The organism is Nonomuraea candida (genome assembly GCF_000725485.1).
Lineage (GTDB): Bacteria > Actinomycetota > Actinomycetes > Streptosporangiales > Streptosporangiaceae > Nonomuraea > Nonomuraea candida.
This window is the reverse complement of the sequence record NZ_KL647031.1, coordinates 541,527-566,306: the sequence shown is the minus strand read 5'-3', so window position 1 is coordinate 566,306 and position 24,780 is coordinate 541,527. Positions and strand designations below refer to the sequence as shown.

The window sequence follows — 24,780 nt, the reverse complement described above, 5'->3', positions numbered from 1 at the left end:
GCTCCTGTCATCACATCGTCGCAGCCGGTGAGCGGCGGGCGCGATCAGGAGGAAGATCGCGGGTGTGATTCTTTCCCCCGGCTGGTGAGCGGCAGGGTGCCGAGTCCGACATGCCGCACAATTCCGGCGCGAATCAGCGGGCGCATCACCACTTTCCACGCGAAATACCCGCGAGGGCAGGCGGGGGAAAATCCTCTACCCGGCGCCCGCGTCCGGCGGGCGCGGGCGTCAGGGAGGCGATCCGGGCGCGGGCGCGCATCCGCCGGGGGGCGCCGGGCTCAGATGAGGTCGATGAGGTCGGCGACCGAGTCGACGATCAGGGACGGGCGGTAGGGGAAGCGGTCGATCTCGTGGCGCTGGGTGACGCCGGTGAGGACGAGGATGGTGAACAGCCCGGCCTCCATGCCCGAGACGATGTCGGTGTCCATGCGGTCACCGATCATGGCCGTGGTCTCGCTGTGGGCCTCGATCTCGTTGAGCGCGCTGCGCATCATGCGGGGGTTGGGCTTGCCCACGAAGTACGGCTCCACGCCCGTGGCCTTGGTGATCATCGCGGCGACGGCGCCGCAGGCCGGCAGGGAGCCCTCGGTGGAGGGCCCGATGGGGTCGGGGTTGGTGGCGATGAAGCGGGCGCCGGCCTCGATGAGGCGGATGGCCCGGGTGATCTGCGTGAAGCTGTAGGTGCGGGTCTCGCCGAGCACCACGTAGTCGGGGTCGAGGTCGGTCAGCACGTAGCCGACCTCGTGCAGCGCCGTGGTCAGCCCGGCCTCGCCGATCACGTACGCCGAGCCGCCCGAGCGCTGGTCGTCGAGGAACTGGGCGGTGGCCAGGGCGGAGGTCCAGATGGACTCGGCCGGCACGTCGAGGCCGGCCCCCGCCAGCCGCACCGACAGGTCGCGCTGGGTGTAGATCGAGTTGTTGGTCAGGACCCGGAACTTCCGGCCCGACTCGCTGAGCCGCTTGATGAATTCGTCCGCCCCTGGGACGGGCCGTCCCTCGTGGACGAGCACGCCGTCCATGTCGGACAACCAGGAGTCGATCCGCTTACGCTGAGTCACGTGGCCCATCGTACCGAGCGCGCCTTATCGACTTCCCGCCCGGCACGTGAAGAATGTTCTTCATGTCGTTCACTGAATCCGCCCAGGACATGCGGGACGAGCTGGTCCGGCTGCGCCACTCCCTGCACGCCACTCCCGAGCTCGGCCTGCACCTGCCCCGCACCCAGGAGAAGGTGCTGGCCGCGCTGGAGGGCCTGCCGCTGGAGATCAGGACGGGCACGGGCCTGAGCAGCGTCACGGCCGTGCTGCGGGGCGGCCGGCCGGGCCCGTCGGTGCTGCTGCGGGGCGACATGGACGCCCTGCCGGTGACGGAGAAGAACGACCTGCCCTACATCTCCCAGTTGCCGGGCCAGATGCACGCGTGCGGGCACGACCTGCACACCACGATGCTGGCGGGCGCGGCGCACCTGCTGAGCGCGCGGCGCGAGGAGCTGGCCGGTGACGTGATCTTCATGTTCCAGCCGGGCGAGGAGGGGCACGACGGCGCCCAGCGCATGATCGACGAGGGCGTGCTGGACGCGGCCGGCACGCGGCCGGTCGCGGCGTACGGCATGCACGTGGTCTCCTCGATGCTGCCGCCGGGGCTGTTCGCCTCGCGGCCGGGGCCGATCATGGCGGCGGCCGACGTGTTCTGCGTGACGGTCAAGGGCCGCGGCGGGCACGGTTCGAGCCCGCACCGGGCGCTGGACCCGATCGCGGCGGGCTGCGAGATGGTGACGGCGCTGCAGACGATGGTGACCAGGGGCTTCGACGTGTTCGACCCGGTCGTGGTGACGGTGGGCAGCTTCCACGGCGGGTCGGCGGAGAACGTGATCCCCGACGAGGCCAGGTTCGACGCGACGGTGCGGACCTTCAGCAAGGAGAACCGCGCGCTGGTCAAGCGGCGGCTGGTGGAGGTCGTGCAGGGCATCGCGGCGGCGCACGGGCTGGGGGTGGAGACGTCGTTCGGGATGGGCTACCCGGTGACCGTCAACGACCAGAGCGAGGCGGAGTTCGTGGGCAGGGCGGCCGACGAGCTGTTCGGCCCCGGCCGCTACTTCGTGGCGCCGCAGCCGGTGATGGGCTCGGAGGACTTCTCGTACGTGCTGGAGAACGTGCCGGGCGCGTTCGTCTTCCTGGGGGCGTGCCCGCCGGACCGTGACCCGTCCACCGCGCCCTACAACCACTCCCCCGAGGCGCGGTTCGACGACTCGGTGCTGCCCGACGGCGCCGCCCTGTACGCCACGCTGGCCTTCTCACGGCTGTCCTGACGGCCGTGCGCGCCTGGGTGGTGGACCGGCCGGGGCCCGTGCCGGCCGCGCCGGGAGCGCGCGGCTCCGGGCCGCTGGCGCTGGTCCGGCGGGAGGCCCCCGAGCCGGGGCCGGGCGAGGTCCTGGTCCGGGTGGAGGCGTGCGGCGTGTGCCGTACGGACCTGCACCTGGCGGAGGGCGACCTGCCGCCGCGCCGGCCGCGCACCGCCCCGGGCCACCAGGTGGTCGGCCGGGTCGAGGGCACCGGTGAGCGGGTGGGCGTGGCGTGGCTGCGCTCCACCTGCGGCACGTGCCGGCACTGCCGCGGGGGTATGGAGAACCTGTGCCCCTCCTCCGCCTACACCGGCTGGGACGCCGACGGCGGGTTCGCCGAATACGTCGCCGCCCCGGCCGACTACGTCTACCCGCTGCCCGGCGACCTGCCGGCGCGGTGGCTGGCGCCGCTGCTGTGCGCCGGGATCATCGGCTACCGGGCGCTGGCCCGGTGCGACCTGCCGCCGGGCGGGCGGCTGGGGATCTACGGCTTCGGCGCCTCGGCCCACCTGGCCGCGCAGGCCGCGATCGCGCGGGGCGCGGTGGTGCACGTGGTCACCAGGTCCGCCGCCGCCAGGGAGCTGGCCCTGGAGCTGGGGGCGGCCTCGGCCGGCGACCGGCCGCCGGAGCCGCTGGACTCCGCCGTGCTGTTCGCGCCGGCGGGCGAGCTGGTGCCGGCCGCGCTGGAGGCGCTGGACCGGGGCGGGACGCTGGCCGTGGCCGGCATCCACCTCAGCGACGTGCCGGCGCTGAACTACCAGCGGCACCTGTTCCAGGAGCGCACGCTGCGCAGCGTGACGGCCAACACCAGGGCCGACGGGCGGGCCTACCTGGAGCTGGCCCTGGCGCACCCGCCGCGCGTGACCACGACGCCCTATCCGTTCGAGGAGGCGGACAGGGCGCTGGCGGACCTCGCGGCCGGCCGGGTCGGCGGGGCCGCCGTCCTGGTCATGAGCTGAGGAAACCCTTGATGGCGCTTAGCGCCACTCCGTACACTCATGAAGGAAAGTTACATTAGCCTCACAACCTCTGGAGATTATTGACGCTGGTTCGGCGCGATCGTAATGTCCGGTCAATCCCTAGAGACATCCCCCGGAGCGGCAAATGAAGCGACTGGCAGCGGTAGTGACGTTGCTGGGCCTGGCCACCGCGACTGCAGCGTGCAGCGGTGGTTCCACCAACACCTCGGGCTCGGGCGGCGGTGGCGGCGGCGGGCTCTTCACCACGATCGACGTGACCCGGCCAGGACTCGAGGCGACGGCGCCGGCCAACCCGTACCACCCGAAGGGCAACTCCTTCGTGGGGTACAACGCGATGCGGATCGGCTGGGTCAAGAACCACCTGACCGACCCGAACCAGGCCCTGCCCGGCATCGCGGCGAGCTGGGAGATCGCGCCCGACAACTCCTCCATCACGCTGAAGCTGCAGCCGAACGCCAAGTGGTCGGACGGCAAGCCGGTCACCGCCGAGGACGTCAAGATGTCCATCGGCATCGCCTACACGCAGGGCAGCACCGCCTTCTCGATCACGCCGGGCGCGGCGGGCGCGGCGGCCGATGTCACGGTCGTCGACCCGCAGACCCTGAAGATCACCCAGGACATGGACAACCCCAGCCCCACGTTCGCGCGCAACGTGCTCGACACCAACGTGCTGCCCGCGCACGTGTGGGGCAGCGTGCTGCCGGCCGACTTCTGGGACAAGCTCAAGACCGCCCGCGGCGACGGCGCCGACGCCGAGAAGGCGCGCGAGGAGATCAGCGCGCTCGGCGAGAAGGTCCTCGCCTTCGCCCCGCCCAAGGACGTCTCCGCCGGCCCGTTCGTGCTGGAGCGGGTCAACCCGTCCGAGGCGCTGCTGGTCAAGAACAAGAACTTCTTCAACGCCGCGAACGTGGCCCCCGCGCAGGTGAAGTTCCTCAACTACACCGGCAACGAGCAGATCTGGAACTACCTCACGCAGGGCAAGCTCGACCAGGCCGGCTTCACCGCCACCCCGAGCGACGTGATGAACCGGATCAAGCAGGCCCCCGGCAACGAGATCATCAAGGGCTACTCGCCGGTCGCCGTGAGCATGGCCTTCAACCAGTCCAAGAAGCCGTACGACAACGTGCACGTGCGCCGCGGCCTGGCCTACCTGATCGACCGCGACCAGGTCACCAAGGTCGCCTCGCCCGAGGGCGGCACGCCGGCCCTGACCACCAGCGGCATCCACCAGAAGGCCGCGCAGGCGTGGATCCCGGAGACGGTGCCGCAGCTCGAGCCGTACAAGGCCGACGTGGCCAAGGCCGAGGCCGAGTTCGAGAAGGCCGGCCTGAGCAAGAAGGACGGCAAGTGGACGCTGGCCGACGGCTCGGCGTGGAAGGTCTCCATGCACGCGCCCTCCGGCTTCACCGACTGGCTGTCGGCCCAGGAGAACATCAAGAGCCAGCTCATCGCCGCCGGCGTGGACGCCGAGGTGGTCACGACCGCCGACTACCCGCTCTACCTCCAGGAGCTGGCCGACGGCAAGTATGACGTGGGCTTCTGGCTGATGGCGCTCGGCCCCGCGCCGTACGACATCTTCCAGCGCCTCTACGGCGCCTCCAACGGCTGGACCAACGTCGGCAACAAGGTCACCCACAACGCGCCGGGCAAGAACGGCAACTGGATGAGCGGCCCCGAGGAGATCGAGGTCGGTGGCGAGAAGATCAACCCCGGCGAGCTGACCGCCAAGCTGAACACGGTCGGCGCCGAGGAGGCCAAGCCGATCATGGCCCAGCTCGCCAAGGCCGCCAACCAGGACCTTCCGGTCATCCAGCTCTGGGACTACGTCAACACCCAGTTCGTCAACAACAGCCGCTTCACCGGCTGGCCCAAGGACGACGAGCTGCTGCGCGGCGGCGGCAAGGTGCTGATGTCGGGCGTGTGGATCCAGCAAGGTCTGATCAAGGCGAAGCAGTAGCCTATGACGCTCATCGCGCGACGACTCGCGGGCCACCTGGCCCGCGGGCTCGTCATGATCCTCGTAGTGGCGACGATCACCTTCTTCATCGTCAACAACATCCCGGGCGACCCCATGGCCGCCCAGTACGAGAAGCTCATCGAAGGGGGCATGTCCCCCAACGCGGCCGCGCAGGCCGTGAAGGTGCTCTACGGGTTCCAGCCCGACGGCACGCTGTGGCAGCAGTACCTCGACTACGTGTCCGGCCTGTTCCGCCTCGACCTCGGCGTCTCCGTCACCCGGCCCGGCACGCCCGTGCTCGACGTGCTGACCGAGGCGGCCAAGTGGACCGTTCTACCGGTGCTGGCGGGCACGCTGCTCAGCTTCCTCGTCGGGATCATCCTCGGCGTGTTCGCGGCCATCAGGCGCACCGGCAAGCTGGGTGACGCGCTGGCCATCTCCGGCTCGCTGCTGCACGGCATCCCGCAGTACGTGCTGGCGATGCTACTGGTGGTGATCTTCGCGACGCTGATCCCGATCCTGCCCGCCGACGGGTCGGTGGACATCCTGTACGAGCCGGGCTTCAACGCCGGCTACCTCGGCTCGCTGGCCGAGCACGCCGTCCTGCCGGTGCTGACGTACGCGCTGTCGGCGTACGGCGGGTGGATCCTGGCCATGAAGTCCAGCGTGGTGACCGTGCTCGGCGACGACTTCATCCTGGCGGCCGAGCTGCGCGGCGTGAAGCGCTCGATCGTCTTCCGCTACATCGCGCGCAACGCGATCCTGCCGCTGTTCACGATGCTGGCCCTGTCGCTGGGCCTGCTGCTCGGCGGCGCGGTGTTCATCGAGAAGATCTTCAACTACCCGGGGCTCGGCTGGCTGCTCATCGGCAGCGTCCAGGACCGCGACTACGCGCTGATGAGCGGGGCCTTCCTGCTGATCACGGTCGCGACCATCCTCGCCAACATCGTGGCCGACCTGTTCTACACCGTGATCGACCCACGGGTCCGCAGCGGAGAGGAGGCGTCGTGAGCGCCACGCTCATCCCCGAGACCGGCGCGGGCACCGCGGCCTCCGCCATGCGGCGCAACTTCTGGCGCGGCGTGTGGCGGGTGATGCGGCGCAAGCCCAGCCGGATGGCCGGCGTGGTCATCCTCATCGGCTTCGTGCTCATGGCCGTGGTCGGGCCGATGGTCCTGCCCGAGCACCTGCCGTCGAACCCGGACGCCCTGACCCGGCCGCCGAGCTGGGACCACTGGTTCGGCACCGACCCGCAGGGCCGCGACGTGCTCGCGCTGGTCATCAAGGGCTCGCGGTACGTGCTGCTGACCGCCGCCGTCACCGCGCTCATCACGGTCGTCGTCGGCACCGCGATCGGCCTGTACTCCGGGTTCAAGCGGGGCCGCTGGGACACCGTGCTCATGCGGCTGACCGACATGAAGCTCACCATCCCCGGCCTGCCGCTGCTGCTGGTGCTGGCCACGGTGTGGCAGTTCGGCAGCCCGTGGCAGATGGGCCTGGTGCTGGGGCTGCTCGGCTGGGGCGGCGTGGCGCGGGCGGTGCGCTCGCAGACGCTGTCGCTGCGCGAGCGGGGCTTCATCGAGGCGGCGCGCGGCCTGGGGCTGTCCACGACGCACATCATCGGCAGGGAGCTGCTGCCGAGCATGGCGCCGTACATCGCGATGAACATGCTCATCTCGGTCACCGGCGCGGTCTACTCGCAGGTGGGGTTGTTCTTCCTGGGCGTGCTGCCGTACGAGTCGGACAACTGGGGCGTCATGCTCAACCTGGCCGTCTTCCAGGCCGGCGCCATGATCACGCCGTACGCGCTCGGCTACCTGCTGGCCCCGCTGCTGGCGATCCTGCTGCTGACACTCGGCATCGTGCTCGTGGTGGACGCCATGGACGAGATCTTCAACCCCCGGCTGCGCGAGGAGTAATCAGTGGTCGACCAGGCGCCGGGAGTGCGCATCGACGGCCTGACGGTCGTCTACAAGACCCCCGCGGGCGAGCTGCCCGCCGTCCGGGGCGTCAGCCTGACGCTGGAGCCCGGCTCGATCACCGGCATCGTCGGCGAGTCGGGCTCGGGCAAGTCCACGCTGGCCCTGTCGCTGCTCAACGCCGTGCAGCCGCCCGGCAGGATCGCGGCGGGCAGCGTCGAGATCGACGGGCTCGGCGACGTCGTGGGGCTGGCGGGCGAGCAGCTGCGCAAGGCCCGCGGCAAGCACATCGGCTACGTCTTCCAGGCCGCCCAGAACTCCCTGAACCCGCTCAAGACGGTCGGCAAGCAGCTCCTCGACCTGGGCCGCTCGCACGGCGTGGAGGACCTGCGCGGCCTGGTGCGCGAGGCGCAGGAGCTGCTGGCCAGGATGGGCCTGGACGGCGCCCGGGTGCTCGACTCCCACCAGCACGAGCTGTCCGGCGGCATGCGCCAGCGCGTCGGCATCATGCTGGCGCTGGTGCTCAACGCGCACGTGGTCGTGCTGGACGAGCCCACGACCGCGCTCGACATGATCACCCAGGCGAACATCCTGAAGATCGTCCGTGAGGTGCACGCGGAGCGCGGCCTGACCACGCTGGTCATCACGCACGACATCGGCGTGGTGGCCGAGGTGGCCGACCGGCTGGCCGTCATGTACGGCGGCCGCCTGGTCGAGCAGGGCCCGACGAGGAAGGTCCTCGGCGCGCCCCGCCACCCGTACACCAAGGGCCTGATCAGGGCCATCCCCCGGCTGACCGGCGACATCGGCGAGGCGCGGGCGCTGCCCGGCCGGCCGCCGACGCTGGCCACCGTCCCCAAGGAGGGCTGCGTGTTCAGGGAGCGCTGCGAGCTGCGCATGGACGTGTGCGACACCGTGGACCCCGACGCCGTCACCCACGGCGGCAGGACCGTGGCGTGCCACGCCGTGAGTGTGAAGGAGCACGCATGATCACCGGGACCGGGGTCGTCAAGACGTTCAAGCAGCGCGGCAAGCTGCTCGGGGCCCGGGAGGTGCGGGCGCTGCGGGGCGTGGACTTCACGATCCCGAAGGGCGGCGCGGCCTCGTTCATCGGGGAGTCCGGGTGCGGGAAGACCACGCTGGGGCGGATCATCGCGGGGCTGGAGACGTACGACGAGGGGGAGATCGCCATCGACGGCGTCTCCATGTCCTCGCTCAAGCCCAAGCAGCGCCAGCCGCACTTCCGCAAGATCCAGATGATCCACCAGGACCCCTACTCGGCGCTGAACCCGACCAGGACCGTCCACCAGACGCTGCACGCCCCGCTGAGCCTGCGCGCCCGGCAGACCGGGCGGTCGCGGGCGTGGATCGACGAGCGGGCGGCCGAGGTGCTGACGCTGGTGGGGCTGGACCCGGGCTCGGTGCTGTCGCGCTACCCGCACCAGCTCTCCGGCGGCATGCGACAGCGGGTGGTCATCGCCCGCGCGCTGACCGTGGACCCGGAGATGCTCGTCGCCGACGAGGCCGTCTCAATGATCGACGTCTCGCTCCGGCTGGGCATCCTGGCGCTGCTGAAGGACCTGCGCGAACGGCTGGGGGTGAGCGTGCTGTTCATCACGCACGACGTGGCCACCGCCCGCTACATCGGCGACGACGGCGAGCTGTACGTCATCTACCGCGGCCAGGTCGTCGAGCGCGGCCCGGTGGACACGATCATCACCGACCCCGTGCACCCGTACACGCAGTCGCTGCTGTCGGCCATCCCCGTGCTGCACGGCCTGGAGCGGCCGGGCGAGGAGCCCGTGGTGCCGCTGGAGTCGCTGGACGAGAGCCAGGCCGACCACGGCTGCCTGTTCGCCCGCCGCTGCCCGTTCCGGGGCGAGCGGTGCGCGCAGGAGCGGCCGCTGCTCCAGCTCACCGAGGGCGTGCCGCAGGAGCACGCGTGCTTCTACCCGCAGCGGCGCAGCGTGATCGCCCGCCCGATGAGCGAGGTGTGATGTCCGGCGCTGCAGACCTCGCGGAGGCGGCCGGGATCGCCGGGGCCGCGCTGACGCTCGACGCCCCGGAGGCCGCCGCCCTCGTCGGTCACCTGTCGCGGCCCCCCGGCGACCGGCGGTGGACGGCCCTGGTCGGCGGCGGCGGCGTGGTGATGGCCTCCATGTCCGCCAAGGACCCGGAGCTCGGGCACATCGACCTGCTCGCCGTGCACCCCGCCGCCCGGGGGCGGGGCCGCGGCCGGGAGCTGGTGCGCGCGGCCGAGGAGTGGCTGCGCGGGCAGGGGGCGCGGCAGGCCCGCTTCGCCGGGAACCCGCCGTGCTACGCCTGGCCCGGCATCGACGTGCGCTACACCGCCGCCGCCTGCCTGGCCGAGAGCCTCGGGTACGAGCGTTACCACGTGGCCTGGAACATGACCGCCGACCTGGGCGCCGCGGACCTGTCCGTGTCGGACGACCTGGCCCGGCTGGAGCGGGCCGGCGTCACCGTGCGCGCGGCAGGCGGGGACCGGGCGCGGGTCGCCGCGTTCGCCGAGGAGCACTGGAACGAGCGGTGGGCCTGGGAGGCGGTCACCGCGACCGGCCTGCACTACGCCGAGCGCGACGGCCGGATCCTCGGCTTCGCCGCCTGGGGGTCGCGGCCGTCCTGGTTCGGCCCCATGGGCACCGCCCCGGACGCCCGCGGCCTCGGCCTGGGCCGGGTGCTGCTGCGCAGGTGCCTGGCCGAGCAGCGGGCCGCCGGGCAGTCCACGGCCCAGATCGGCTGGGTGGGGCCGCTGCGGTTCTACTCGCGCGCGGTGGGCGCGCGAGCCGAACGCGTCTTCTGGCTCTACCGGCGCGACCTGGCGTGATGTCACGAGTAGAGCAGCCGCCCCTCGGGGTGCCGGGGCGGCGGGCACAGCTCGCGCGGGTCGCCGCCCGCCTCCAGGCACCTGGTGAGGGCGTCGGACCCCCACAGGTCGTCCAGGAACAGGTCCTCGGCCTTCCAGTTCAGCTCGCCGGGGTAGAGCTCGCGGGCCACGTGCAGGATGGACAGCCCCGTCAGCACCGGCCTGAAGGCGTCGCGGTCGTGCACGTGGAGCTGCACGCCGCGGACGGGGAGCCCGGCGTGCTTGTGGAACATCGGCGTGAACCACGCCTCCCTGAACCGCACCCCCGGCAGGCCCAGCGCGGCCAGCGCCGGCGCGAACCGCTCGTCGGCGTACGGCGCCCCGACCAGCTCGAACGGCCGGGTCGTGCCGCGCCCCTCGGAGAAGTTCGTGCCCTCCAGCAGCCCGGTGCCGGGATAGACCAGCGCGGTGTCCGGCGTCGGCATGTTCACCGACGGCATCACCCAGGGCAGCCCGGTCTCGGCGTAGGCCATGTCCCGCCGCCAGCCCTCCATCCTGACGACGGTCAGGTCCAGGTCGAACCCGAACAGCCCGGCCAGCTCCCCCACCGTCCTGCCGTGCCGCAGCGGCAGCGGGAAGCGGCCCACGAAGCCGGCGAACGCCGGGTCGAGCGGCGGGCCCTCCTCGACGGTCCCGCCCAGCGGGTTCGGCCGGTCCAGCACCACGAACCGCAGGCCGAGCCGGGCGGCCGACTCCATCAGGTCGTACATCGTCCAGACGTAGGTGTAGAAGCGGGCCCCGGCGTCGGCGATGTCGAAGACCAGCGTGTCCACGCCGGAGGCGGCCACCACGTCGTCCAGGGCGCGGCCGGAGAGCAGGTAGGTGTCGTACACCGGCAGCCCCGTCCGCTCGTCCACGGTGTCGGCCTCGGCCCCCGCCGCCTGCGCGGTGCCGCGCAGGCCGTGCTCGGGGCCGAACAGGGCGGTCAGGTCGAGCCCGGCGGCCGGCAGGGCGTCCAGGGTGGGGGTCAGGTCGGGCAGCACTCCGGTGGGGTTGGTGATCAGGCCGAGGCGGGCGCCTCCCGCGAGCGCGGGGTCGGTGGCCAGCCTTTCTGCTCCGGTTCGTACGTACGGCATGAACCCATTGTCTGAAAGATATTTACAAGAGAGAAGTAAAGGGTGGAAATTAGCGACATGATTGATCCGCTACCCGAGCTGTCCACTGAGCAGAGCGATCCCCGCTACAGCCAGATCGACCGGCTGCCGACCGAGCGGATCGCCCGCCTGATGAACCAGGCCGACGCCGCCGTGCCCGCCGCCGTCGCGGTGGCCATCCCGGCGATCTCGGCCGCCATCGACGCCATCAGCGACCGGATGGCCCAGGGCGGCCGCCTCCTGTACGTCGGGGCCGGCACCTCCGGCCGGCTGGCCGTGCTCGACGCCAGCGAGTGCCCGCCCACGTTCGGCACCGATCCGTCGCTGGTGCAGGGTGTCATCGCGGGCGGGCCCGAGGCCCTGACCCGGTCCGTCGAAGGGGCGGAGGACGACGCCGAGGCGGGCGCCGCCGCGCTGAAGGACCTGGAGGTGGGCCCGCTGGACTCGGTCGTCGGCGTGTCGGCCAGCGGGCGGGCCCCGTTCGTGCTGGGCGCGCTGGCCGAGGCCGCCGCCCGCGGCGCGCTCACGGTGGCCCTGTCGTGCAACGACGACGCGCCGCTGTCGGCCGCCGCCGAGCACGCCATCGAGGTCGTCGTGGGGCCCGAGGTGGTGACCGGCTCGACCCGGCTGAAGGCCGGCACGGCGCAGAAGCTCGTCCTGAACATGATCTCGACGATCTCCATGGTGAAGCTGGGCCGCACGTACGGGAACAAGATGATCGAGATGTCGGCCATGAACAGCAAGCTCGCCGGGCGGGCCATGCGCATCGTCAGCGACATCACCGGCGCCGACCGCGAGACCGCGGGGGCGGCGCTGGACGCGGCGGGCGGGCAGGCGAAGATCGCCGTGCTGATGATCAGGCACGGGCTCGACGCCGAGGCCGCGCGGGAGCTGCTGGAGTCGCACGGCGAACGCCTCAGCGACGCCCTCAGCACCTGACCACCCGCCCGGCCGGGGTACGCCCCGGGACCGGGACAGCAGGACCGGGCGAGCGGGCCCCACCGGAACGGGGCCCCGGACAGCGAACGCTGAACACGACGACGAGGGGGACGGGGATGAGTGACCGGCTGGAGGCGATCCTGGCCGACGGGGTGCCGCGCGTCTGCGCCGCCGCGATCGCGCTGATCGCGGTGGACGGCTCCCTGGCGGCCGCGGCCGCCACCGGCGAGCTCGTCCGCTACACCGGCCCCATCGCCGAACCAGGCCCCCCGCCAGGCCCCTCCGGCGAGCCCGAGCGCCCGCCACACTCGCCAGGCGAGCCCGGGCCCCGGACCGGCGCCACCGGCGAGTCCGAGCGGCCGTCAGGCCCGGCGGGCGAGCCCTGGGGGCGTTTCGACGCGTGGGGAAGGCTCGCCGGGGTGCGGCCGGCGGCGCGGCTGGACTCGATCTTCGACCTGGCCTCGGTCAGCAAGCTGTTCACCACGGTCGTGCTGCTCTCGCTGGCCGAGGAGGGGCGGCTGGACCTCGACGAGCCGGTGGCCGGCCTGATCCCCGGCGCCGACCCGCGCATCACGCCGCGCCGCCTGCTCACCCACACGGCGGGCCTGCCCCCGACCCGCCGCGTCGACCTGGAGCTGCCCGGCGCGGACCCCGCCACGCGGATGGCCGCCATGGTGGCCACGCCGATCCTCCACCCGGTCGGCGGGCCCTACCTCTACAGCGACGTCGGCATGGTGATGGCGGGGCGGCTGGCGGAACTGGCCGGCGGCGCGCCGCTGGACGCCCTGGCCCGTACCCGGATCACCACGCCGCTCGCCCTCACGGACACCGCCTACCGCCCCGTCACCCCCGCCCTCCGGACGGCCGGCCCCGCTCCCCGCGCCTCCGGGGCGATGGGGGCCGTCGGAGCGGTGGGCGCGGAGCCGCCGGACGGGACGGCGGGGCGGGTCGCGGCGACCGAGTGGAAGCCGGAGCGGCCGGGGCCGGGCTGCGTGCGCGGCGAGGTGCACGACGAGACCGCGTACGCGCTGGGCGGCGTCGCCGGGCACGCCGGCCTGTTCGCCACGGCCGGGGACCTGCTGACCTTCGGCGAGACGCTGCGGCGCGGCGGCGGGCCCGTGCTGCGCCCGGAGAGCGTGGCCGAGATGACGCGCGACCAGGGGGCCGAGGGGGCGCCGTTCCGCCACGGGCTGGGCGTGCGCCTCGGCGACCCCGGCATCATCGGCCCGCTGGACGGCGCGTACGGCCACTCGGGCTTCACCGGCACCTCGCTCGTGATCGACCCGGCCCGCGGCCTGACCGTGGTGCTGCTGACGAACGCCGTCCACCCGGTCCGGGGCCGCGCCGGCATCCGCGAGCTGCGCCACGCGGTGGCGGCAGAGGCCCTCCGCCTCCGCTGACGTAACCTGGAACCATGTCCGTCCAGCTGAACCACACGATCATGCCGGCCAGGGACAGAGACGCGACGGCCGCCTTCCTCGTCGAGATCCTCGGCCTGGAGCCGGCCCCGGAATACGGCCCGTTCCGGGTCGTCACGCTCGGCAACGACGTCTCGATCGACGTCGTGCAGGCGGGTGACGACCTCCCGGAGCTGCACTACGCCTTCCTCGTCAGCGAGGACGAGTTCGACCGGATCTGGGGCCGGATCAAGGAGCGCGGGCTGGTCTACTACGCCGATCCGCACCACCGGCACGCGGGGCAGATCAACACCAACGACGGCGGGCGCGGCCTGTACTGGTCCGACCCCAACGGGCACAACCTGGAGATCATCACCGTGCCGTACGGCGGCGGTTAGGGCGCCAGCGCCTCCAGCGCCTCCTCGGCCCGGCGCATCGCCTCCTTGGCGTCGGCCACGGGGATCTCGGGGTCGAAGTTCAGGTCGTGGAAGACGTCCGTGACGCCGCGGGCCGCCAGCTCGGCCACGTCCTGCCTGATCTTGTCGTACGTGCCGGTCAGCGGGCGATCCTCGGCGCCGGAGGCCGCCCGCACCCGGGTCACCCCGCGGCACACGAAGCGGAACGCGTCCGCGTCGCGGCCCGCCGCGGCCAGCTCGGTCTTGATCAGCTCGATGCGCCCGGCGATCGCGCCCAGGTCCTCCCTGCTGGCGCTGACCCATCCGTCGGCCAGCCGCGCGGCCCGGCGCAGCGCGACCTCCGCCCCGCCGCCGAGCAGCACCCGGGGCGGCCCCGGCACGGGCTTGGGCTCGATGTGGGCGGGCGGCACGCGGTAGAAGCCCCCCTCGTGCTCCACCACGTCGTCGGTCCACGCCTTGCGCAGGACCGCGACGAACTCCTCGCCCCTGCGCCCGCGCCGCGCCATGTCCACGCCGGTCGCCTCGAACTCCTCGGGCAGCCAGCCCAGGCCCAGCCCGGCGGTCAGCCGGCCGCCGGAGAGCGTCTGGAGCGTGGCGAGCTGCTTGGCCAGCGGCACGGGCTGCACGTACGCGTTGACCACCGCGACGCCCAGCCCGATGCGGCTCGTCACGGCCGACAGGTGGGCCAGCGTGATCAGCGGGTCGTGCACGGACCGATAGGTGTCACCCATGGGGTGCCCGACGGGGTAGAGCAGCCGCTGGAACGTCCAGAGCTGGTCGTAGCCGAGCTCTTCCGCCCTGGTGGCGATACGGCGCATGTTCTCGGGGGTGGCCCAGGGGCCCGACACGGGTACGGCGAAACCGACTCTCATGCCTCCCAGTCTGACGGAGACGCGCCGGCCCGAGGGAGGGGCCCTTTCACGCGGAGGAGAACGTCTCATCGACCCGGCGAGCGTCGACGCACCGGGACCGCGACGCCCTCCTCACGGGCCTGTCCGGTAGACGTCCAGGACCACGAGCGCGTCGGCATCCGACTTCTCCACCGCCCGGGTGATCGCCTTTTTCTCCTCCGTCTGCAGGTCAAGGGTCCCGAGGGTGAAATCTACGCTGGTGAGCGATATCCGCGTGGACGGCCATTCGTCCGACTCCAGCTGGACCCAGTCGGGCAGTCGGGCCGCGATCTCCGCCCAGCCTCGCGCGGTGAGCGAGTCGCGCGCCTTCTCCAGAGCGGTCGCCCCGCCATCGGGCCGCACCTCGACCACTCTGGACTCCGTCACGGTGGTCACCCCGTCCCAGTACTCCTCGCTCGTCGTTTCGGCCAGCACGACGCCGGTCGCGCGGAGATCTTGCAGCACCCGCGGATCGACCCGCAGCTCGCGGGAAGGGAACTCCGAGCGACAGGCCGTGACCGAGGCGAGCAGCACGAGCAGGAGCACGACGTGACGCATGGTCCGCGCACCAGGCCCGTTGGGCCGGCCCCATGAATACACCTGATGCCTCTTTTCGGCTTTACTCGTCGTAACCGGGTTGCTGCGCACCGCCAGTGTGCCCGAAGCCACCACCGGCGTGCAGGCCGCTGACCATCATCGGCCGCCGAGCCGCCACCCGGGAGCCACGCGGGAGCCACGCGGGAGCCACGCGGGAGCCACGCGGGAGCCACGCGGGAGCCACGCGGGAGCCACGCGGGAGCCGCGCGGGAGCCACGCGAGGACGGCCGTGACGCGCGCCGGCTCAGGCGGGGCCGGCGCCCGGTGCCGGGCCTTGGGGCTGGACGCCGCCGCCCGACCCCCGCCCTCCCCTCCCCTCGGGCTGGGCGGCACCGCCCGAGGTCCGGCCTTCCCGCTCCTCCCTGGCGCGGGCCCGAGCCCGGGCCAGGGAGGTCTCGCGCGCCAGCGCCTCCTTGGCCGCCTCGATCTCCGCCTCGCCGGGGCCGGCCGCGGGCTGCGGCTCCGTCGCCCACCGCGTCCGGGCCGGCGCCTCCTCCGCCGCCGGACCCGCGCGCCCGGCCCGCCGGCGCTCCGCCGGCCGTCGCTCCCGGCGTCTCCGCGCGGCCTCCTGCTCCCGCTCCCGCATCGCCCGCGCCGCCTCCGGAGAGCTCGCCTTCAGCCACTCGCGGATCAGCGCCGCCCACTCCCTCGCCTGCGCCATCACGACACCTTCCCCGGCCGCGCAGTGACGATCCTCGCCCCGCCGCGCAGTGACAATGCTCGCCCGCCACGCAGTGACGATCCTCGCCTCGGTCACCCGCCCTCTACCCCCGCCGGCGGTGCTCCACCTCTTCCCGGCCCCCCTCGGCGGGCGACGCCACCCTCCCGTGCGCACCGGCCGCCGTCCCGATACCGGCCAATAGTCTGTACGCGTGGGTCTTCAAGCGGAGTTGGCGGATATCGCCGCGGCGTACGGCGGCACGGGCACGCCCGTGGTGCATCCGACGCGCACGGACGTCGTGGTGTTACGCATGGGAGAGGTCGTGGTCAAGGCCCACTCGGCCCGTGACGACGCCGGCGAGCTGCGGCCCCGGTTACGGGCCGCCGCCTCCGCCGCGGTCAACGGGGTGCTGCTGGCCCCGCTGGAGCGCGAGGTGCTGTCGGCGGGCGGGCGCGCGGTGACGGTGTGGCCGGCGGGCCGGCCCGTCTCGCACGACGACCCCGGCTCGGCGCCGTGGGAGGAGGGCGCCCGGCTGCTGGCCAGGCTGCACGCCGTCCCTCTCACGCTACTGCCCGCGCTGCCCCCGGCGGGCGGGCCCGCCAGGGCGGCGCGCGCGGTGGACCGCATGAGCGGCGACGGGCCGGTGGAGCAGCTCGTCAGGCGGGCGTTCAAGGAGCTGCCCGAGCCGCCGCCGCTGCCGGGCCTGCTGACGCACGGCGACTGGCACCTGGGCCAGCTCGTCCACCGCGACCGGTGGCTGCTGATCGACGTGGACGACCTCGGCGTCGGCGACCCGGCGTGGGACCTGGCGCGACCGGCCGCCTGGTACGCCGCCGGGCTGCTCGAACCGGCCGTGTGGGAGCGGTTCTTGGGAGCGTACCTGGCCTCGGGAGGGCCCGCGCTGGGCCGGGGCGACGACCCCTGGTCACGGCTCGACCTGCCCGCCCGCGCGCTCACCGTCCAGCTCGCCGCCGTGGCCGTGGTCAACGCCGAACGTGACGGCCGGGAACTGGACGAGGTCGAGCATTCGTTAATCGAGTCGTGCAACAGGATCGTCCGAGCGTGACGGGGTTGCGCGCGGTAGGTTTCATCCTGAGACCTCGAAGCCAAGGAGAGCGACTTAGATGCAGTGCCCTAAGTGCCGCGGGAACATGCGGACCTATGAGCGCAACGGCGTCCACATCGAGCAGTGCGACAACTGCCGCGGGATCTTCCTCGACTACGGCGAGCTCGAGACCCTGACCAGGATGGAGACGCAGTACCACGCGGCTCCCCCGCCTCCCCCCGCCCCCGGCGGCCCCGCCTGGGGCGCCCCGGCCCCGCACCACGGCGGCCACTACGGTCACCACCGCCAGCGCAGCTGGGTGGGCATGCTGTTCTCGACCTGATGCGGAAAGGCCGCGCACCCGGGGTGCGCGGCCTTCTCGGTCACCGGGGAGCGCCGGCGCGCCCCCGGAAGGCGGGCTCAGCCGGGGAAGTCGTCCGGGTCCACCGGCTTGGTGGGCGCGTTGCCGCCGGAGACGGCGTGCAGGGTGATGCGCCAGTCGTGCCAGAGGATCTGGGTGGCGGTGAACGTCGTCTTGAACTTCGCCGCCTTCTCGAACCTCTCGAAGCTGCAGTTCCTGGTGAACGTGCGGTTCTTGCCCTCCCAGTCCGCCCCGTGCGTGAAGTAGATCCGGTAGGTGCCGTCGCGCACGCCCCGGACCTTGAACTTCGCCTTCTTGCGCACATAGACGCTGAACGCCTTGCTGCCGCCCTTGACGACGCTGACCACGGCGTCGAAGTTGCCGCCGTTGCTGATCTCCAGCGAGCCGCGCCCGTTGAGCGTGCCCTTGGTGATGAACGAACCGTTGCGCAGCCGCCTGGTCTGCCGCTCCCCCGCCTTGACCGTGACGACGTCGGCCGGATAGTCGCCGGCGCTCTGCAGGGCCCGGCCCGCCTCGTCGAGCGCGGTCAGCTCGTCCCCGAGGTCGGCGAGCACGGCCGAGGAGGTGCACAGGTCCCGCGCGCCCACCTTGTCGGAGGCGGAGCCCAGCTTGGTGGCGACGTCACGCAGGCTGGTCACGTACGCCTCGTGCTGGGCGCGCACGTCCTCGGGCGGGGTGAGCGCGGACAGCGCGTCGGCGGCGCCGGTCAGCGCCTCCTCGGCCCGCCCCACCCGCTGGTCCAGGGCCTTGACCCCGCGCGCGCCGGCCAGCGCGGAGATCGCGTCGGTCATCGGCTCGCGCCGGCTCTCCAGCTCGCTCTTGTATCCCTCCGGGGTCAGCGCGGCCGGGCTCCGGCCACCGTCCGCGCCGGCGCCCGGGGCGGCCCCGTTGCCTCCCGCGACGCCCGTCACCTTGGGCTCGCCGCCGGCCGGCGACTGCGCTCCCGAGGAGCACGCGCCGACGGCGGACAGCGTCGCCAGGGCGAGCGCGCAGGAGATCAACCGAGGTCTGACGGGTCTAACCACCTGCCCCACTATCGTCCGATTGATCCCCAACCGTCAATGTCGATTCCGCCAGTCCCTCGTCGCGGTCCTGCCGCAGCCACCGGGTGATCCCCAGCGTCTCCAGGAACGGCACGTCGTGGCTGGCCACGATGAGCGCCCCCCGGTAGGCCGACAGCGCCTGCGCGAGCTGGCGGACGCTGGCCATGTCGAGGTTGTTGGTCGGCTCGTCCAGCAGGAGAAGCTGCGGCGGCGGCTCGGCCGACAGCAGCGCGGCCAGCGTGGCGCGGAACCGCTCGCCGCCCGACAGCGTGCCCACGGCCTGGTTGACCCGGTCCCCCCGGAACAGGAACCGGGCCAGGCGCGCCCGCACGTCGTTCACCGAGGCGGACGGCGCCACGGCGCGCACGTTGTCCACCACGCTGAGCGCGTCGTCGAGCAGGTCGAGCCGCTGCGGCAGGTAGCGGACGGGCACGTGGGCGCCGTGCTCGACGATGCGCTTGAGCAGGGTGGTCTTGCCCGACCCGTTCGGGCCGAGCAGCGCGATCCGCTCGGGGCCGCGCACGACCAGCGTCTCCAGCACGGCCGCCCGCGCCCTGCCCCGCGCACCGCCGCTCTCGTCCCCGGGGTCACCGGGACCGTCCCCGCCGGCGGGGTCCGGCACCGCGCGGGGTTCGAGCGGGCCGGGTTCGAGCGGGCCGGGTTCGAGCGGGAGGGTGAGGACCGTGCGGCCGGCCGGCACCTCCGTGCCGGGGAGCTGGATGCGGATCGCGGCGTCGTCGCGCACGGCCTGCTCGGCCTCGGTCAGCCGCTCGCGAGCCTCCTCCAGCTTCTCCAGGTGCAGCGTGCGCTGCTTGCCCGCTGTCACCTGGGCCTTGCGCTTGAGGGCGCTCGCGACGATCTTGGGCACCTTCTTGTTCTCCTGCGCCTTCCTGCCGTTGCGCAGGCCCCGGTCGATCCTGGTCCTGGCCTCGATCAGCTCGCGCTGCTGGCGGCGCACCTCGCCCCCGGCGGTGCGCACCGAGCGCTCGGCGGCCTCCTGCTCGGCCGCGACCTGCTCCTCGTAGGAGGTGAGGTTGCCGCCGTACATGCGCACGGCGCCCTCGCGTAGCTCGGCGATCTGGTCCACCAGCTCCAGCAGCGCCCGGTCGTGGCTCACGACCAGGAGCACGCCCTGCCAGGCGGCGACGGCGGCGTAGAGCCGGCGCCGCGCGTCGAGGTCGAGGTTGTTGGTGGGCTCGTCGAGCAGCAGCACGTCGGGCCGCTTCAACAGCTGCGCGGCCAGCGCGACCATGATGGTCTCGCCGCCGGACAGCGTGCCGACCGTACGGTCGAGGCCGAGATGGCCCAGCCCGAGCCGGTCCAGCTCGGCCCGGGCGCGCTCCTCGACGTCCCAGTCGTCGCCGACGGCGGCGAAGTGCTCCTCGGCCACGTCACCGCTCTCGATGGCGTGCAGCGCGGCCCGCGTCCGGCTGATCTCCAGCAGGTCGGACACGGTACGCCGGGCCGCCAGCGGGACGTTCTGCGGCAGGTAGCCGACCACGCCCGAGACGGACACGCTTCCGGACAGCGGCGTCAGCTCCCCGGCGATGATCTTCAGCAGGGTGGACTTGCCGGAGCCGTTGAGCCCGATGAGCCCGGTACGTCCCGCGGGGAACGCGGCGTCGAGCCGGTCGAGCACCTTGGTGCCGTCGGGCCAGCCGAAGGACACGTGATCGACGACAATGGAAAAGGTCATAAGGCGGCTCCCATCACAAAAATCGAAATTTCGTGACTTGGCGGGAATCACCGCATACACACGCGACACGGGAAGAACACGGAGCCGGGCTCCGTGACCGGGGGCGAGGATGCCCACGAGGCCGAAGTGACGCGCGCATGCCCACGACAGGGCGGAACGGCGCGGTGCCCGCGACCTCAGATCCTCACGTCTGCTGCCCCCACGGATCGGCGATAAGACGTCGGGATTCTATGCGACACCCCGATCCCCCGCAAGGCGCCGCCGGAACAGGATCTCGTGCCGCGATCCATCGACTGAGACGGTGTCGTCGTCCTAGAGTCGGGGCCAACACCCCCAGGAGGTCAGGCATGTCCAGCATTCCCTCCCTGTTGCGCGACCGCGTCGCGGCCACTCCCGACGCCGAGGCCTACCGTGTGCCCTCCGGCGCCGGATGGACCTCGTTGACCTGGCGGGAGGTGGGCGAACGCGTACGCACGCTGTCGCTGGCCCTGGCAGGGCTCGGCGCCGGCCCCGGCACCCGCATGTCGATCCTCTGCTCCACCCGCCTCGAATGGATCCTGTGCGACCTGGCGGTCCTGGCGACGGGGGCGGCCACCACCACCATCTACCCGTCGAACACGCCCGCCGAGTGCGCCTTCGTCATCACCGACTCGGGCAGCACGCTCGTCATCGCCGAGGACGAGGACCAGGTGGCCAAGCTCAGGTCGGTGCAGAAGGAGCTGCCCGACGTCACCCACGTGGTGGTCATCGACGGCTCGCCGGCCGACGACGGCTGGGTGGTCACGCTCGACTCGCTCGCCGCCCGCGAGGCGGAGGGCGACACAGAGGCCGACACAGAGGGCCACTACGACGCGATGGTGGACGCCATCGCGCAGGACGACCTGGCCACGCTCATCTACACCTCGGGCACCACCGGCCGGCCCAAGGGCGTGGAGCTGACCCACGACAACTGGCTCTACGCCGCCGGCGCGGTCCGCGAGATCGACCTCATCTCCCCCTCCGACCTGCACTTCCTCTGGCTGCCGCTGTCACACTCGTTCGGCAAGCTGCTGGAGGTCGTGATGATCGACATCGGCGTGCCCACCGCGATCGACGGCCGCCTCGACAAGATCGCCGACAACCTCGGGGTGCTGAAGCCGACGGTGATGGCCGCCGCGCCGCGCATCTTCGAGAAGATCCACAACACCGTGGTGGCGAACATGCAGCGCGAGGGCGGCCTCAAGCTGCGCATCTTCGAGTGGGCGCGCAGGACCGGCGGCCGGGTCGTCAAGGCCAGGCAGCGCGGGGCCGCGCTGCCGGTCACCACCCGCGCCGAGTACGCCCTGGCCGACCGCCTGGTCTTCGCCAAGCTGCGCGAGCGCTTCGGCGGCCGCATCCGCTACTTCATCTCCGGCGCGGCCCCGCTGAACCAGGACGTCGCCGAGTTCTTCGATGCCGCGGGCCTGACGATCCTGGAGGGGTACGGCCTGACGGAGTCGTCGGCGGGCAGCTTCCTCAACCGTCCCGAGTCGGTCAAGTTCGGCACCGTGGGGCCGCCGCTCCCCGGCACCGAGGTCCGCATCGCCGAGGACGGCGAGATCCTGATCGGCGGGCGCGGCATCATGCGCGGCTACCACGGCCTGCCGGAGGAGACCGCCGCGACGCTGGAGGACGGCTGGCTGCGCACGGGCGACATCGGCGAGCTGGACGAGGCCGGCCGGCTGCGCATCACCGACCGCAAGAAGGAGCTGATCAAGACCTCGGGCGGCAAGTACGTCGCGCCGACCTACCTGGAGGGCCGGATCAAGGCGGCCTGCCCGTACGTGTCGCACGTGTTCGTGCACGGCGACCGGCGCAACTTCGTCACGGCGCTGGTCACGCTCGACATGGACGTGGTGCGGCCGTGGGCGCAGGCCGAGTCGCTGCCCACCGAGGCCGAGGCGCTGCGCGAGCACCCGCGCATGCGCGCCGAGGTCGAGAAGGCGATCAAGCACGTCAACGAGGGCGAGGCGAGCTACGCCACGGTCAAGAAGTTCGCGATCCTGGCCGAGGACTTCTCGGTGGAGACGGGCGAGCTGACGGCCAGCCTCAAGATCAAGCGCAAGGCCGTCGAGGAGCGGCACGGCGCGACCCTCGACTCCTTCTACACGTGACCTCCCGCCGGCCGGTGATCGCGACGTGGTGGGTGACGACCAGCACGGTCAGCAGGACCCGCAGATTGCCGATCGCATGGAGCCTGGTGGGCGTGGCGGTCGCGGCCGGTGCGGTCATGCCATACGGCCTGGATTCAGGCCGTATGGTCGAATCGCCGGCCGAACGGATCAGAGGGGGCGGGCCGGGTCAGGTCAGGCGCGCCTGGTAGACCGCCCTGGCCTGCTGCAGCAGGGACATGTGGTCGCCGAACTGGTACGGGCTGGCCAGCCTGCCGTGCTGCCTGATCAGCTCCTCCAGCAGCTTGAGCCACTCCAGGCACCACAGCACGTCGTCGCGCCTGGCGACCTGGCCGCCGTCCACGTCCACGTAAACAGGGCTGGTCAGGGCGTAGCCGGTGGCGGTGAGGGTGCGCGGATGGGTCTCGCACAGCACCTCGGCCACCACGTACGTGGGTGAGTCCAGGGCCAGCTCGGCCGTCACGGTCAGCGGGTCGTCGCCCCGGCCACCGCCGGGCAGCCGCTCCGCCCCGGCGCGCGTGCCGTCGGCCGTCCGGATGCGCACCGCCACCACCTCGGGGCCGATCGCGGTGGCCGTGACGCTGACGGTGTCGCCCCGGCGGGCCTGGATGACGTGGCCGGGGCCGTGGCCGTCGACGGCCAGCTCCAGCCACGGGCCGGTGGTGGCGAACGTGCGCCCCGCGCGTACGGCCTGGGCGAACGACCGGGCGGTCAGCTCCCCCTCGATCCTGGCGTAGACGCGGGCCCACCCGGGCGGGTTGGACTGGTTGTCGGACCGGGTGAAGGAGATCATCGCGTCGGTGCCCGCGGTCACCGCCAGCCGGTTGCCCGCGCCGATCAGCCGCCGGTACACCGCCGCCGTGGCCGGGATCGAGGCGTGCGTGAGCACGTCGAGGCTGTCCACGAGCCCGAGCGCGGCGTCGGCGACCAGCTCGCGGGCGGCGCAGTTGCGCGGCACGGGCGAGACGACGCCCTTGGGCGGGTCGCCGTCGCCGATGGGCGTGCGGAACGGGTGGCTGTAGCCGACGAGCGCGCCGAGGCCGCGCAGCTCGCGCAGCCCGTCGGCGTTCGGCGGCCAGTCGGCGTCGCCGTCGAAGCCGGTGTGGTAGCGGCCGGGGGCCGAGCGGGGCGCGAAGGCGTAGATGTGGCCGAGCAGGTCGTTGCGGTATTCGACGCCCATCCTGGCCAGGTGGGTGGCGTCGGACCAGGGCAGGTCGCGGCCGGTCCAGTGTTCCAGGGCCTCGCGGTCGTACACGCGCCGGCCCGAGACGTTGCCCGCCAGCAGGTTGAGCACGTGCAGGTCCTCGCCGTGCTGGGCGGCGGCGGCGTCGGCGGGCACGGCCACCAGGTCGCCCGCCCAGTTGAGGTGCACGTGCATGTCGCCGCCGTACCAGCCGCGGGCGGCCGCGTCGTACAGGCGGGTGGGGGCCAGCCGCACCAGGTGCTCGCGGCCGGGGCTCGGGGTCAGCTCGGTCTCGGCCTCGTCGTACTCCATGCCCCTGGCGGCCCTGACCGTCAGAGGGAGGCACGGGACCTGGAGCACGAGGTCGTCGCCGTGGAAGTAGGGGCGGCCGTGGTAGTCGTAGCGGTGGGGGGTGCCGGACGGGAACCAGCCGCTGCCGTCGGAGGCCACCACGCTCCACCTGCACGGCATCCCGGCCGACAGGCGCAGCCAGGACGACGGGATGGTGCGCAGCAGGCTGTCCAGGGCGACCCGCACGCCGTCGGCGACGACCACGCTGTCCTGGTCCACCTCGACCAGCCAGGCCCCGCGCGGGTCCAACAGGCGCCGGGTGCCGTCCACGCTGACGGGGCAGGGCTCGTCGCGGCTGGAGTCGAACAGCAGTGAGATCCGCTCCTCGCCCCGGCCCGGCAGCGGCCCGGCGGGGGCGAGGCCCTCCCGCCACGGCGGCGGCGTGGCGGTCTCGCCCCGCTCCGCCCGCGCGCCGCCTCCGAGCAGCAGGGTGGTCAGGTCCTCGGCCCAGCGCCCGGCCTCCGCGGCCGGGGGGAGCAGGACCGTGCGCGGCGTTCCCTGGAGCGAGACGCCGCCGGGCGCGATCCGGACGGCGACGAGGTGGGCCGGCAGCTCCCCGTCGAGGGTGTCGCGCAGCACCCGGTCGTAGTCCGGCTCGGCCAGCCGGGCGGCGAGCTGGTCGCGGGGCTCGTCGGGATGGCTCTGCGCGACCGTCTCCATGACCAGCCGCCAGAACCGGTCGAACAGCGCCGGGGGCAGCACTCTGCGCCTGGCGAAGAACTTCACGTAAGGGATCTCCGGCTCGCCCCAGGTGATCCCGTGCTCGCCCAAAAGGCGGCCGTACTCCTCAAGCGCGTCCGTCACCCTGTCGGGCAGCATCGATTCCGCGGCCATACGAGCCCTCCCACTGTGGTT

22 protein-coding genes are annotated in these 24,780 nt (G+C 72.7%); 14 read left to right on the top strand and 8 right to left on the bottom strand.

Going from position 1 to position 24,780, the window contains the following annotated elements; all coding sequences use genetic code 11:
- Nucleotides 1–278: 278 nt before the first annotated feature.
- Nucleotides 279–1,067 carry an HAD-IIA family hydrolase gene (locus IO39_RS46490; RefSeq protein WP_211267412.1) on the bottom strand — a complete coding sequence of 263 codons (789 nt, stop codon included), beginning with the start codon at nucleotides 1,065–1,067 and terminating at the stop codon, nucleotides 279–281.
- Between the two features lie 53 nt (nucleotides 1,068–1,120).
- Between IO39_RS46490 and IO39_RS46485 the strand changes: the two genes are divergently transcribed.
- From IO39_RS46485 to IO39_RS46450, 8 genes are all read left to right on the top strand, one after another.
- Complete coding sequence (locus tag IO39_RS46485) at nucleotides 1,121–2,308, top strand: M20 metallopeptidase family protein (protein WP_043639886.1); 1,188 nt, start codon at nucleotides 1,121–1,123, stop codon at nucleotides 2,306–2,308.
- A gap of 5 nt (nucleotides 2,309–2,313) precedes the next feature.
- Nucleotides 2,314–3,300, top strand: coding sequence for a zinc-binding alcohol dehydrogenase family protein (locus IO39_RS46480; protein ID WP_043639195.1), 987 nt, complete (start codon nucleotides 2,314–2,316; stop codon nucleotides 3,298–3,300).
- Nucleotides 3,301–3,445: 145 nt separating this feature from the next.
- Nucleotides 3,446–5,278 (top strand): ABC transporter substrate-binding protein, encoded by a 1,833-nt coding sequence (locus IO39_RS46475; protein ID WP_043639192.1) that lies wholly within the window; start codon nucleotides 3,446–3,448, stop codon nucleotides 5,276–5,278.
- Nucleotides 5,279–5,281: 3 nt separating this feature from the next.
- Nucleotides 5,282–6,289 carry an ABC transporter permease gene (locus tag IO39_RS46470; protein ID WP_043639189.1) on the top strand — a complete coding sequence of 336 codons (1,008 nt, stop codon included), beginning with the start codon at nucleotides 5,282–5,284 and terminating at the stop codon, nucleotides 6,287–6,289.
- On the top strand, nucleotides 6,286–7,197 hold the full coding sequence (locus IO39_RS46465) for an ABC transporter permease (RefSeq protein ID WP_043639186.1): 912 nt from the start codon (nucleotides 6,286–6,288) through the stop codon (nucleotides 7,195–7,197). The genes IO39_RS46470 and IO39_RS46465 overlap by 4 nt, the downstream gene beginning before the upstream one ends.
- Before the next feature lie 3 nt (nucleotides 7,198–7,200).
- The gene (locus IO39_RS46460; RefSeq protein ID WP_043639183.1) at nucleotides 7,201–8,187 is read left to right on the top strand and encodes an ABC transporter ATP-binding protein; all 987 of its coding nucleotides are present in this window, start codon (nucleotides 7,201–7,203) and stop codon (nucleotides 8,185–8,187) included.
- Complete coding sequence (locus tag IO39_RS46455) at nucleotides 8,184–9,194, top strand: ABC transporter ATP-binding protein (RefSeq protein WP_043639180.1); 1,011 nt, start codon at nucleotides 8,184–8,186, stop codon at nucleotides 9,192–9,194. Before IO39_RS46460 ends, IO39_RS46455 begins: the two co-directional genes overlap by 4 nt.
- On the top strand, nucleotides 9,194–10,042 hold the full coding sequence (locus tag IO39_RS46450; protein ID WP_052424236.1) for a GNAT family N-acetyltransferase: 849 nt from the start codon (nucleotides 9,194–9,196) through the stop codon (nucleotides 10,040–10,042). Before IO39_RS46455 ends, IO39_RS46450 begins: the two co-directional genes overlap by 1 nt.
- 2 nt (nucleotides 10,043–10,044) lie before the next feature.
- Here the strand turns inward: IO39_RS46450 and IO39_RS46445 are convergent, their stop codons facing one another.
- Nucleotides 10,045–11,157: an exo-beta-N-acetylmuramidase NamZ family protein gene (locus IO39_RS46445; protein ID WP_043639175.1), complete on the bottom strand. Its 1,113-nt coding sequence runs from the start codon at nucleotides 11,155–11,157 to the stop codon at nucleotides 10,045–10,047.
- Nucleotides 11,158–11,214: 57 nt separating this feature from the next.
- Here IO39_RS46445 and murQ point away from each other — a divergent pair, with 57 nt between their 5' ends.
- The 3 genes from murQ to IO39_RS46430 all read left to right on the top strand — a co-directional run bounded on the left by murQ (nucleotide 11,215) and on the right by IO39_RS46430 (nucleotide 13,909).
- Entirely contained in the window at nucleotides 11,215–12,114 is a 900-nt protein-coding gene (gene murQ, locus IO39_RS46440) for an N-acetylmuramic acid 6-phosphate etherase (protein ID WP_043639172.1), read from the top strand.
- 116 nt (nucleotides 12,115–12,230) lie between these two features.
- Complete coding sequence (locus IO39_RS46435) at nucleotides 12,231–13,514, top strand: serine hydrolase domain-containing protein (protein ID WP_043639170.1); 1,284 nt, start codon at nucleotides 12,231–12,233, stop codon at nucleotides 13,512–13,514.
- Nucleotides 13,515–13,528: 14 nt separating this feature from the next.
- The gene (locus IO39_RS46430) at nucleotides 13,529–13,909 is read left to right on the top strand and encodes a VOC family protein (RefSeq protein ID WP_043639166.1); all 381 of its coding nucleotides are present in this window, start codon (nucleotides 13,529–13,531) and stop codon (nucleotides 13,907–13,909) included.
- On the opposite strand, the gene IO39_RS46425 is transcribed toward IO39_RS46430, so the two are convergent.
- The 3 genes from IO39_RS46425 to IO39_RS57270 form a co-directional block, all read right to left on the bottom strand.
- Complete coding sequence (locus tag IO39_RS46425) at nucleotides 13,906–14,799, bottom strand: TIGR03619 family F420-dependent LLM class oxidoreductase (RefSeq protein ID WP_043639163.1); 894 nt, start codon at nucleotides 14,797–14,799, stop codon at nucleotides 13,906–13,908. The two genes, IO39_RS46430 and IO39_RS46425, sit on opposite strands and share 4 nt — an antisense overlap.
- Before the next feature lie 111 nt (nucleotides 14,800–14,910).
- A complete protein-coding gene (locus tag IO39_RS46420; RefSeq protein WP_157549885.1) occupies nucleotides 14,911–15,375 on the bottom strand; it encodes a hypothetical protein in 465 nt (154 codons plus the stop codon).
- 283 nt (nucleotides 15,376–15,658) lie between these two features.
- On the bottom strand, nucleotides 15,659–16,075 hold the full coding sequence (locus IO39_RS57270) for a hypothetical protein (protein WP_211267411.1): 417 nt from the start codon (nucleotides 16,073–16,075) through the stop codon (nucleotides 15,659–15,661).
- A 211-nt stretch (nucleotides 16,076–16,286) separates the two neighbouring features.
- On the opposite strand from IO39_RS57270, the gene IO39_RS46410 reads away from it, so the two are divergent.
- Complete coding sequence (locus IO39_RS46410) at nucleotides 16,287–17,141, top strand: phosphotransferase (RefSeq protein ID WP_043639154.1); 855 nt, start codon at nucleotides 16,287–16,289, stop codon at nucleotides 17,139–17,141.
- A 58-nt stretch (nucleotides 17,142–17,199) separates the two neighbouring features.
- Nucleotides 17,200–17,463: a TFIIB-type zinc ribbon-containing protein gene (locus IO39_RS46405; RefSeq protein ID WP_084774651.1), complete on the top strand. Its 264-nt coding sequence runs from the start codon at nucleotides 17,200–17,202 to the stop codon at nucleotides 17,461–17,463.
- A gap of 77 nt (nucleotides 17,464–17,540) precedes the next feature.
- On the opposite strand, the gene IO39_RS51700 is transcribed toward IO39_RS46405, so the two are convergent.
- Nucleotides 17,541–18,527: a hypothetical protein gene (locus IO39_RS51700; protein WP_157549883.1), complete on the bottom strand. Its 987-nt coding sequence runs from the start codon at nucleotides 18,525–18,527 to the stop codon at nucleotides 17,541–17,543.
- Complete coding sequence (locus IO39_RS46395; protein ID WP_052424234.1) at nucleotides 18,520–20,241, bottom strand: ABC-F family ATP-binding cassette domain-containing protein; 1,722 nt, start codon at nucleotides 20,239–20,241, stop codon at nucleotides 18,520–18,522. The genes IO39_RS51700 and IO39_RS46395 overlap by 8 nt, the downstream gene beginning before the upstream one ends.
- 347 nt (nucleotides 20,242–20,588) lie before the next feature.
- On the opposite strand from IO39_RS46395, the gene IO39_RS46390 reads away from it, so the two are divergent.
- On the top strand, nucleotides 20,589–22,373 hold the full coding sequence (locus IO39_RS46390) for an AMP-dependent synthetase/ligase (protein WP_043639150.1): 1,785 nt from the start codon (nucleotides 20,589–20,591) through the stop codon (nucleotides 22,371–22,373).
- 187 nt (nucleotides 22,374–22,560) lie between these two features.
- Here the strand turns inward: IO39_RS46390 and IO39_RS46385 are convergent, their stop codons facing one another.
- Nucleotides 22,561–24,759, bottom strand: a complete 2,199-nt coding sequence (locus tag IO39_RS46385; RefSeq protein ID WP_043639148.1) for a CehA/McbA family metallohydrolase — start codon at nucleotides 24,757–24,759, stop codon at nucleotides 22,561–22,563.
- Between the last annotated feature and the right edge of the window lie 21 nt (nucleotides 24,760–24,780).